Below are 10,290 nucleotides of genomic sequence, written 5' to 3' on the forward strand. Positions count from 1 at the left end.
CCCAGCGCCTGCAAGGTGCGCACCTGCGGGCGGACGACCCGGTCGCGCTCCATGTCGCTGATCGCGCGGGAACTCACCCCGGAACGCGCGGCCAGGTCCTCCTGGGTCAGCCCCGCCGCCTCCCGCAGCGTCTTGAGCAGGTACGGGAATCGGGTGCTCGCGGCCGTTCCGTGCCCGGTACCCGCTATCGCCATCGACCCACCACCATTCCCGGCAGCGCGCCGACGCCGCCCCGCAGACCGGCGCCGGGTGGCGAACCGCGGCGCTGCGGGACCGGCGCCCGGAAAATTTCGAGCGAAACCCGCTGACCATTATCCGGCTCGCGCGGACCCGGGCACAATACTGCGCCAAGGCGCTTTCCCGGACGATCGTTTGCACGCGAACGCCGGTAGCGATGCACCCGAACGGCAGATTCGCGACACTCGAACAGCCGGTTCTCGCAGTACCGACCGGAAGGAACCGCGTCGATTTCTGCGTGCCGAACTTCGTGGCCGAATTCAGCCGCCCCGTGATTGTCTGGCGAAAGCGCCGCGCCGGTCGGGCGGGCGGCGCCACGGGGCGAGGGGGAGGAATGCCGCACCAGTTCCCGGTGCGCGGCTCATGGCTGCGCGTTCCGGAGCACGCCTGCGACGTTGAGCAGTTCCGAGCACTGGGTGGCCTGCTGCCCGGTAGCCGGTGTGCCGGGCCGCGCGCAGGTGACCGCGGCGGTGATCCGCTCCCCGGCGGAAACCTGGATCGGCGTGACCCAGTGGTAGTCCTGGTTCCGGAAGGTTTCCAGCGCTATTCGGGTGATCAGCCGATCGCCGAAGGAGATCGTGAGCACTCCTTCATCGCCCTGGTTGTTCGCCACCACCAGATCCGTGGCGAAGAACACCTTCCCTTCCGGAACCGTCCAGGTCCCGGCCGCGTTGTCGGCGCCATCGGTCACCACGGGCAGCGTGACGGATTCTTGACCGCCGCCGGGCGTGGTGTTCAGCGCATCCCCTTCACCCGGTTGCTTGGGCGGGGTCTCCGGCTGCGGCTTCGGCGGCTCCGGCTGCGGTTCCTCCGGCTGCCCGCCGGGCGGCACGAGTTCGCCCGCCGCGGCCATTTCCCGGGCTTGTTCCTCGGCCGCTTCCTTCGCCGATCGCTGCACCTGGGGGCGTACCAGTGTGAACCACAGCAGCAGCAGGGCCAGCAGCAGCGCCAGCAGGGCCAGCAGCCACTTCGGGAAGATCGGGATCTGGTGCAGCTCGCCGTCGAACTGCTCCGGCGGCGCGAGTTCGTGCTCGCTCACCTCACCGGCATCCGGTGCGGCGGTGACCGTGAACGGCTTGCTCGGCGGTTTCCCGAACCAGTGCAACTTGCGCGCCCGCGCGCGCAGCCGCACCTCCCGCTGCTCGCCCGGTTCCAGCGCCGGTTGCTGCTCGTCGAGCCGGAACTTCAGCTCCTCGGCCGGATCCGCGGGTTCCAGCCCTACCGCGAGCGGGGTGTTGCCCTGGTTGTGCAGCACCACCCAGAAGCGTCCGCTGCGCCAGCCCCGGCGGCGCTGCGGGGCCAGCCAACCGCGCAGCATCTGGAACGGTCCGATGTGGACGGTTCCTTCGGGGACCGTGACCAGCTCCGGGCGCTCCACCGGCAGCACCCGCACGGCCAGCGGCACTTCCCCGGCCGGAACCTCCGGGGACCGCGGCGGCCGCAGCCGCAGCGTCACCGTGCCGCGCGTTCCCGGATAAAGCGAGAGCCGTGCGGGTTCGACCACGGTCCACGACGCGCACTCGCCGACCACCTCGAACTCGTACGCCTCGACGATGTCGGTGTCGTTGCGCACCGCAAGGACGGCGGTCGCCTCCCCGCCGGGGGCCACGGCGATCGTCGTGCTCTCCAGCTCCGCTGATGTGCTCACCCGAGAGAAGTTAAGCCGCCACGCACTCCGGACGGCAGGTCCGCGAGGGCAGCACCGGGGCAACACCACTGCCCGCATCGACGTTCCCACGCTGCACCCGAGCGCGGTGCCAGACCAGATTGGAGTGCGGATGACCACGAGAGTGCCGGTCGCGGTGCACGCCGCCGACGAGTTGTTGCAGGCGGGAACCATCGCGCTGCTGCGCCCCCGGCCGGAAGTGCGGCTGCTCGGCGAGGACGAGACCGACCAGGCCGCGGTGGCGCTGGCGGTGGTGGACCGGCTCGACGAGCAGGCCGTGCGGCTGCTGCGCCAGTTGCAGCGCGGCTCGCCCGCGCGCACCGGCCTGGTGATCGGCGAGTTCGGGCACAACGCGCTGCGGCTGACCATCGAGTGCGGAGTGGGCGCGGTGCTGCGCCGCGCCGAAGCCGACCAGGACCGGCTGGTGTCGTTGGTGCTCGCGCTGATCCGCGGCGAGGGCGTGCTGCCCGGGGACATGCTGGGCCGGTTGCTCGACCACGTGGGGCAGTTGCAGCGCAACGCGGGCGAATCGGGCGGGTTGAGCCTGTCCGCGCTGACCGCGCGGGAGGTCGAGGTGCTGCGGCTGGTCTCCGAAGGCTTCGACACCGGCGAGATCGCGGTGAAGATGTCCTACTCGGAGCGCACGGTCAAGAACGTGCTGCACGAGATCACCACCCGGTTGCAGCTGCGCAACCGCGCGCACGCCGTCGGATACGTGATGCGGCACGGGCTCATCTGAGGCCTCCAACGGGGCTTCGCCACCGCTGAACGGACGGTTCGCCCGATCTGTTGGGACCGTCGGCCCGTCCGCTCCGGCGAGCACCCGGATCAAGCGGCGTCGGTGCTGCCCGGCGTCCGACCGTGACGGCGACGAACAAGGGCGCATGTCGGCGTTGGAGGATCCTTTACGGCAACTCGCGACCGCCGTTGACAAGCTCGACGCGGGAAACGAGCGGATCGGCGCGCCGTTCGCCGCCTGCGAAGAGGCTCAGCTGTTGCCGAACTTTTCTGCATCTGCATCAAGGCGCCGCGTTCGGCGGCGCGCGGGCGGGAGCTTTTCCGGCGCTTGCGCTCCACCGCTGGGGCGGTGTTCTCGCGCCGGAGCTCCCGCCAGCTGTCGGTGGTTAGTTGTTGACCAGTTCCGCGAAGAGATCGCGGATGCGCTGGTCGATGTTGTCGCGAATGGTGCGGACCTCTTCGATGGATTTGCCTGCCGGGTCGGTGAGGCGCCAGTCGAGGTAGCGCTTGCCGGGGAAGACGGGGCAGGCGTCGCCACAGCCCATGGTGATTACGACATCAGCCGCCTCGACGGCTCCGGTGGTGAGCCTTTTCGGCGCCTCGTGGGCGAGGTCGATGCCGAGCTCGAGCATGACCTCATGCACAGCGGGATTGATGCTCGCGGCCGGCGCCGATCCCGCCGACCTGACGGTCACCCTGCCCTGCGCATGGTGCTGCAACAGAGCGGCGGCCATCTGGGATCGGCCCGCGTTGTGCACGCAGACGAACAGAACTTCCGGCGGGTCGGTCACGGTATCTCCGTTGGGTTTCATCGGGCGGACGACGCTTCCTGCACTGGCTCAGGGGTGCTGAACCAGCGGCGTGCGGCTAGCGAGACGTAGACCAGGGCGACGAGCACGGGGACCTCGATGAGAGGCCCGACGACCCCGGCGAGTGCCTGGCCGCTGGTGACGCCGAACGTGGCGATCGCTACGGCGATGGCGAGTTCGAAGTTGTTGCCCGCCGCGGTGAACGACAGCGTGGCGGAACGCTCGTAGCTCAGGCCGATCAGCTTGCCCAGTGCGAAAGATCCGGCCCACATCAGGGCGAAGTACGCCAGCAGCGGCAGGGCGATGCGGGCGACATCGAGGGGACGGCTGGTGATCTGGTCGCCTTGCAGGGCGAAGAGGATCACGATGGTGAACAGCAGTCCGTAGAGCGCGGCCGGGCCGATCTTCGGCAGGAAACGGGCTTCGTACCAGTCGCGGCCCTTGGCGCGTTCGCCGAACTTGCGCGTGAGGTATCCCGCCACGAGCGGGATGCCGAGGAAGATCAGAACGGACTTCGCGATCGCCCAGGCCGAGACGTCCAGGCCGACCGTGGCCAGGCCGAGCCAGCCGGGTAGCACGCTCAGGTAGAACCAGCCGAGTCCGGCGAAGGCGATGACCTGGAACACCGAGTTCAGCGCCACCAGTACGGCGGCGGCCTCCCGATCACCGCAGGCTAGGTCGTTCCAGATGATGACCATCGCGATGCACCGGGCGAGTCCGACGATGATCAATCCGGTGCGGTACTCCGGCAGGTCCGGCAGCAACGTCCAGGCCAGCGCGAACATCAGCGCCGGGCCGAGCACCCAGTTCAGCAGCAGGGACGAGACCATGAGCCGCTTGTCGCCGGTGACCGTATCCAGCCGGTCGTAGCGGACCTTGGCCAGCACGGGATACATCATCACCAGCAGCCCGACCGCGATCGGCAGCGAGATCCCGTCCAGCTGCACCGCATCCAATGCCGAGCCAAGCCCCGGTATCCACCGTCCGGCCAGCAGCCCGAGGAGCATCGCCGCGCCGATCCACACCGGCAGGAAACGGTCCAGAGTGGACAGCTTCGCCGCAACGGCCTGTTCGCTGCGCGGGCGCTGTGCTGTGCCGGTCATCGCGAAACCACCGGGACTTCTCCGGCGGGGACGAGCGCGTCCGAGACCAGCCGCAGCGTCTCGGGCCGCACCCGGTAGTAGACCCAGGTACCTCGCCGTTCTCCGTCGATCACTCCGGATTCGCGCAAGATCTTCAGGTGGTGCGAGATCGTCGGACCGGACAGCTCGAACGCCCCGGTCAGATCGCACACGCACGCCTCACCGCCCGCGTGCGAAGCGATCAGCGACAGCAACCGCAACCGCACCGGCTCACCGATCGCCTTGAACACCCGCGCGAGCGCACCCGCTTGCTCGGCATCCAGCGGTTCCCGCAGCACCGGCGAACAGCACAGCTCCGCCTCATCACCCGGCAACTCTTGCTTCGACATGCTTCTATCTTGACGTCCATCGAACCAAGGAGCAAGCTTGTCGCAGGGCTTGATTAGATGCACGTCTAAACAGGGAGAGGTCATGTCACGGATGCAGCTCGCCTTGCGGGTCGGCGATCTCGAAGGCTCCATCGCGTTCTACTCGAAGCTGTTCGGCACCGAACCGGCCAAGCTCCGGCCCGGCTACGCCAACTTCGCCCTCACCGAGCCGCCGCTGAAACTCGTCCTGCTCGAAGGCGAAGCCGGTCAGGACACCCTCATGGATCACCTCGGTGTCGAGGTCGACAGCACTGCGCAAGTCACCGCCGCTACCGAACGACTCAGCGCCCTCGGTCTGTTCACCGACGTCGAGGCCGACACCACCTGCTGCTACGCCCGTCAGGACAAGGTGTGGGTGCACGGCCCCGGCCAAGAGCCGTGGGAGGTCTACGTCGTCACAGGCGACTCCGCCACCTTCGGTTCCGACACGACGCACACCCAAACGCAGTGCTGCGCCGAGGAGAGCAACACGGCATCAGCCAACCCGTAACCCCCCACCGAATACTCTGGGGCGCTCGCCGCCCCACGAGGGCTGTCAGGGCTGCGCCCGGTCGACGGGATGAGGACGCCGAGCAGGTCAGAGCAGCCACGAACGACATAGCCACACGTCAGCGAACCCCGCTAAGAAGAACAGGCCGTCCACTCCGCTCGGCGGGAGGGCGCGCGCCGGTTGCCCGAAAGTCCCGGGCGGGTTTCCCGGTGTGCTGCCTGCCGGCTACTGCTGCGCGCGGGCCCGCGCGGGTGAGCATTCGCAGGGCAGCTACACCCGGAGGTGGTCCGTGATCGGCAGTGCGCGCCCGGCTCGCAGCAACACCGCGCTGGCCGGCGTTCTCATCGTGCTGTGCGGGCTCATCTGGCTGCCCTCGGCTTCGGCGCCGCCCGCGCAGGCGCAGCAGCCGCCGCAGGATCCGCCGCCCAGCCGCATCGCGTTCTCCGGGACCCAGCACCGCAGCATCGGGGCCACCAACGGTCTTCCGGGCTCGGGCACGCAGCCGTTGCTCTCCGAGACTCCGCAGCACTTCGACCAGGATCCCGCCGCCCGCGACGGTGTCGTGGTGTTCACCAGCCTGCGCGACGAACGCACTCCGCAGGTGTACCTGCGCGAGCGGAACGGCGACGTCCGCAAGCTCACCGAGGGGCAGGACGCGGCTCATCCGCAGCTGTCGCCGGACCTGCAGTGGGTCGCGTTCGATTCCGCCGACGGCGGTCAGCGCGACGATTGGCTGGTGCGCGCGGACGGCACCGGCGCGCACCGGCTCGCCGACACCGGCTCGAACGAGACGTTCCCGTCGTTTTCCCCTGATGGCGCGAAAATCGCCTACTCGTCCGACTCGGGCCAGCGGTGGCAGATCTACCAGCGCCCGGCGGGCGGCGGCGCCCAGCAGCAGGTGACCGACGTGACCTCCGGCGGCGCGGTGCAGCCCGCGTGGAATCCGGTGGACGAGGACCGGATCGCCTACACCTTCGACGGGGACGGCGACCTCGGCGACAACGCCGACCAGCGGGTTTACCTGCTCGACGGGCTCAACCAGGTCCCGCTGCTGGGAGACGAGTGCCAGTGCTGGCAGAGCCGCCGCCCCGCGTGGCTGCCCAGCGGCGAGCAGGTCATCTTCATGAGCCACCAGAACCAGCAGGGCGCGGTCACCGATCTGGACCGGGTCTACCGCGTGCCGGCGACTCCGCCGGTGACCTCCCCGCCGGAGCTGCTGCTGGACGAGGACCGGCTGGCGGACTCGCCGACGTGGCTGAACGGCCGGCTGGTCGTCTCGCGCACCACGGGCGAAACCCGCTACACCGCGCGGTTGCAGGACATCCGCAGGGACGGCAGCGACCCGCGGGACCTGAACATGTCGGTGCTGACCGAGGACCCGGAGGCGGCCACCAACGACATCCGGCTGTTCGAGCCGCGCGAAGGCTACGACCCGTGGACGCAGCGGCAGAGCTACTCCCCCGACGGCACCCAGCTCGCGGTGAGCCGCTTCGAGACCATCGACGGGCAGCGGGTCCAGCGCATCTGGCTGATGAACGCGGACGGCACCAACCAGCACAGGCTGCCGATCGAAGACCGTGAGACGGCGGACTGGGAAACCGACGCGGTCTGGTCCCCGGACGGCAACACGCTCGCGATCGCCCGCAGATGCCCCGGCGGCAGACCCGAAACGCCCCGCTCCCGCAGCCGCATCGTGCTCGTCGACGTCGACTCCGGGCAGGTCACCGGTCGGCTGGCGACCAGCAACGCCGATGACGACGACACCCAGCCCGCCTTCTCGCCGGACGGGACCCAGTTGGCGTTCAGCCGCGGCCGGTCCGCCGACGTCCCGGACGACCAGCGCCGCAACCGGATCTGGACGGCTCCGATAGGCGCGTTGGGCGATGTGGGCCGCCAGACCGACATCAGCGGGAAGGTCTGCAACTGCGACGTGGTCGACGACAGCCCGGCGTTCTCCCCGGACGGCAAGAGCATCGCGTTCAACCGCGAGCGGGACGGGCTGCTGCAGGTGCCGCTGACCGGCGACGGCTGCACGGTGCTGCTGCCGCGCAACCAGCAGAGCTGCCTGGCCAGCGACGAGCCGGTCGCCGGGGACGGCGGGCCGTTCCAGCCGCGGGACATCAGCTGGTCGCCGGACGGCAAGCAGATGGTGCTGTCGCAGCGAGCCACCAGCAATCCCGCCGAGCCCGAGTTCTCCTCGATCCTCGACGTCGCCACCAGGCGGCTGACGCCGATCACGGATCGGCTGCCGGGGCGGCAGAAGGAGTCGACTTGGCAGGCCACGGTGGACCTGACCATCGACGCGCCGGAAACCGCCGACGACGTGCCGGTGGACGGGACGCGGCAGATCACCGCGACGGTCACCAACCGCGGCCCCGCGACCTCGCCCGGCACGGTGGTCGACGTGGACGTGCCGCCGGGATTGCGGCTGGACCGGCTGCGCGCCCCTTCCGGTGAGTGCGACGCCGCTCGGTGCGACTTGGGGGTGCTCGAAGCCGGGCAGTCGATGCAGGTGATCGCGGAGCTGACCGGGGTGACACCGGGGCCGCAACAGGTCGGCTGGAGCACCTCCGGTGCCCTGCGCGACACCAACAGCTCGGACAACACCGCGAACACCGCCGTGCTGGTGACTCCGCTGGCTCCACCGCCACCACCGCCGCCTCCTCCGCCGCCGCCACCGGTGGCCGGACCCGGTGTCGCAGTCCGCGCCGACCCGAATCCGTCCTATGTGGGCGGTCGTACCGACGTGACGTTCACGGTGCGCAACACCGGCGAGGGCGTGGCCACCGGCCTCCGGCTCGACCTCGCGCTGCCACCGGGTGTGCCGGTGAGCGCGGTGCCACCCGGCTGCACCGCAACCCGATGCCTGCTGCCGGACCTGCCGCCGGGCGGAGTGCTGACCGAAGTCGTCGTGCTGGTGCCGAACGCGGCGCTCGAAGCGCCGATCTCGGCGACCTTGCGCACCACCGGCAGCGACAACACCGACGCGGACAACTTCGCCACCACCCCGTACCGCGTGCTGCAGCCGCGGATCGTCGCGGTGCCGGAGGTGGGTGAGCCCGGATTCGTGACCTCGGTGCGCGGTTTCGACTTCCCGCCGGGAACACCGGTGCGGCTGCGCTGGGACCCGGGCATCACCGCAGCGGCGGTGCCCGCCATTCCGGCCGCGGACGGGCGGTTCATCGCGCAGCTGCTGGTGCTGCCGAAGGACGAACTGGGCCCCCGCACGATCACTGCCTCCGGGCCGGGATTCGGGCCGGTCACGGCACGGTTCCTGGTGGTGAAGCCGTCCGTCGCACCGCCACTGATGCTCGGCCCCCGCTGACCGGGGCCACCACCGCGAAAGGACCTGCGTGATCCACGAAACCGACGAGGGAGTACGGCTGCTGCTGGCCGAGGAGGGCGTTCCGGGCGCGGGCGTGGAGCTCGCGTTCGACCCGCCCACCACGGACTGGGCGGCCAAGCGCAACTCCCCGACGGTCAGCGTGTTCCTCTACGACATCCGCGAGGACGCCGCGCTGCGCAGCACCGGCGCGGTCGAGCAGCGCGACGAGGACGGCGTGGTCGTCGGCTGGCTCGGCGCCCCGCACTGGTTCCAGCTCAGCTACCTGGTGACCGCGTGGACGAACCGCCCGCAGGACGAGCACCGGTTGCTCTCGGCGGTGCTGCGCGGGCTGATCAAGCACGAGTCGTTCGCCGAGCGGTGGCTCACCGGAACGCTGGCCGAACTGGGGCTGACGGTGCGGATGCAGGCGGGCGGGGACATGCCGGAGGGCCGGTCGGTGACCGACGTGTGGTCGGCGCTGGGCGGCGCGCTCAAGCCGTCGATCAACCTGCGGATCACCGCGCCGCTGGCGGGCGAACGGCTGCCCGCCGGGCCGCCGGTCACCGAGGGCATGCTGCTGCGGTCGGAGTCCGCGGTCACCGAGCAGGCGCAGGACACACCTCGGCACCTGCGCTACGAGGGGACGAACGTGGACGAGGGCGACGGGCTCGCCGCATCCAGGCAGCGTCCGGATCCGCGGCACCCGGAGGCGCGGCGGCGGCACCGGAGTCCGCGGCGATGAGCGGCGCCGATCTGCGCCACCTCTGGGCGCGGCTGCGCGGAGTGGAAAACCGCGTCCGGGTGGCAGTGGCGAAGCGGCGAGCCACCGATCCGGCGCCGGACGATCCCTATCGCGGGTTGTACCTGACCGACGAGCTCGTCGAGCGGATCCTGGACTCGCCATCCGCAGCTTGGTCCGGTGCTCTTCCGGCCGGCGATTCCTGGGCGGATGAAGGGGAAACGGCCCCGGAACCCGACGACCGGCTGCGGCTGCCACGGCTGGCCGCGGATTTCGAGCTGACCGAACTCGACGTGGAACTGCTGCTGGTGGCGCTGGCGCCGGAAGTGGACCCGCGGTTCGAGCGGTTCTACGGCTACCTCAACGACGACGTGACGCTGCGGCGCCCCACCACCGGTTTGGCGTTGGAGCTGTGCGGGATGCCGCTGGCCGGTGACGGGCGATTCCGGCTCGCCGAGGGAGCGCCGCTGAGTTCGTTGCTGGAAGTGGCCGAGCCGGAGCGGCCGTGGGCCACGCGGACCTTGCGGGTGCCCGACCGCGTGGTGGCGCACCTGCTCGGTTCCGATGCGCCGCCCCCTGCGCTGGCCGAGCTGGTGCGGGAGGCACCGGCGCCGCGGTCGGCCACGGCTCCGGCGAAGCGGCTCGCGGGCGGCCTGGACGCCGGTATCCGGCTGGTCCACCTGCGCAGCGCGGACGGCTCGGCGGCGCAGGTAGCGGTGGAATCCTTGGCAGCAGGCGGTTTCGGCGCTCTCGTGCTGCAACCGCAGGCGCTCACC

Annotated in this window: 9 protein-coding genes and 1 pseudogene; 5 read left to right on the forward strand and 5 right to left on the reverse strand. The window is 70.4% G+C overall.

Translation table 11 applies throughout. The features are described 5' to 3' along the window. Together IJH84_RS18655 and IJH84_RS18660 are read right to left on the reverse strand one after the other, a co-directional pair. Positions 1-194, reverse strand: a 194-nt coding sequence (locus tag IJH84_RS18655; RefSeq protein WP_295146777.1) for a helix-turn-helix domain-containing protein, incomplete at its 3' end; no start/stop codon positions are given. 404 nt (positions 195-598) lie between these two features. Continuing rightward, the gene (locus tag IJH84_RS18660; protein ID WP_295146779.1) at positions 599-1,885 is read right to left on the reverse strand and encodes a hydrolytic protein; all 1,287 of its coding nucleotides are present in this window, start codon (positions 1,883-1,885) and stop codon (positions 599-601) included. A 130-nt stretch (positions 1,886-2,015) separates the two neighbouring features. On the opposite strand from IJH84_RS18660, the gene IJH84_RS18665 reads away from it, so the two are divergent. Next, entirely contained in the window at positions 2,016-2,642 is a 627-nt protein-coding gene (locus tag IJH84_RS18665) for a LuxR C-terminal-related transcriptional regulator (RefSeq protein ID WP_200069667.1), read from the forward strand. Positions 2,643-3,027: 385 nt separating this feature from the next. Here IJH84_RS18665 and IJH84_RS18670 read toward each other — a convergent pair whose 3' ends face one another. From IJH84_RS18670 to IJH84_RS18680, 3 genes are read right to left on the reverse strand one after another with little or no spacing between them, the layout of a single operon-like run. Continuing rightward, a complete protein-coding gene (locus IJH84_RS18670; RefSeq protein WP_295146782.1) occupies positions 3,028-3,432 on the reverse strand; it encodes an arsenate reductase ArsC in 405 nt (134 codons plus the stop codon). A 17-nt stretch (positions 3,433-3,449) separates the two neighbouring features. Then, positions 3,450-4,553 carry an ACR3 family arsenite efflux transporter gene (gene arsB / locus IJH84_RS18675; RefSeq protein WP_295146784.1) on the reverse strand — a complete coding sequence of 368 codons (1,104 nt, stop codon included), beginning with the start codon at positions 4,551-4,553 and terminating at the stop codon, positions 3,450-3,452. Next, entirely contained in the window at positions 4,550-4,921 is a 372-nt protein-coding gene (locus IJH84_RS18680; RefSeq protein ID WP_295146786.1) for a helix-turn-helix transcriptional regulator, read from the reverse strand. Before IJH84_RS18680 ends, arsB begins: the two co-directional genes overlap by 4 nt. Before the next feature lie 82 nt (positions 4,922-5,003). On the opposite strand from IJH84_RS18680, the gene IJH84_RS18685 reads away from it, so the two are divergent. From IJH84_RS18685 to IJH84_RS18700, 4 genes and pseudogenes are all read left to right on the forward strand, one after another. Then, entirely contained in the window at positions 5,004-5,450 is a 447-nt protein-coding gene (locus IJH84_RS18685) for an ArsI/CadI family heavy metal resistance metalloenzyme (protein WP_200069671.1), read from the forward strand. Between the two features lie 289 nt (positions 5,451-5,739). Further along, positions 5,740-8,775, forward strand: coding sequence for a hypothetical protein (locus tag IJH84_RS18690; RefSeq protein WP_295146789.1), 3,036 nt, complete (start codon positions 5,740-5,742; stop codon positions 8,773-8,775). A gap of 28 nt (positions 8,776-8,803) precedes the next feature. Then, the gene (locus IJH84_RS18695; protein ID WP_200069672.1) at positions 8,804-9,517 is read left to right on the forward strand and encodes a DUF4255 domain-containing protein; all 714 of its coding nucleotides are present in this window, start codon (positions 8,804-8,806) and stop codon (positions 9,515-9,517) included. Beyond that, a pseudogene (locus IJH84_RS18700) lies at positions 9,514-10,290 on the forward strand (ATP-binding protein); the annotation flags it as partial. The gene IJH84_RS18695 and the pseudogene IJH84_RS18700, both read left to right, overlap by 4 nt.

It is taken from the genome of Saccharopolyspora sp., assembly GCF_017434145.1.
GTDB classification, from domain to species: domain Bacteria; phylum Actinomycetota; class Actinomycetes; order Mycobacteriales; family Pseudonocardiaceae; genus Saccharopolyspora_C; species Saccharopolyspora_C galaxeae.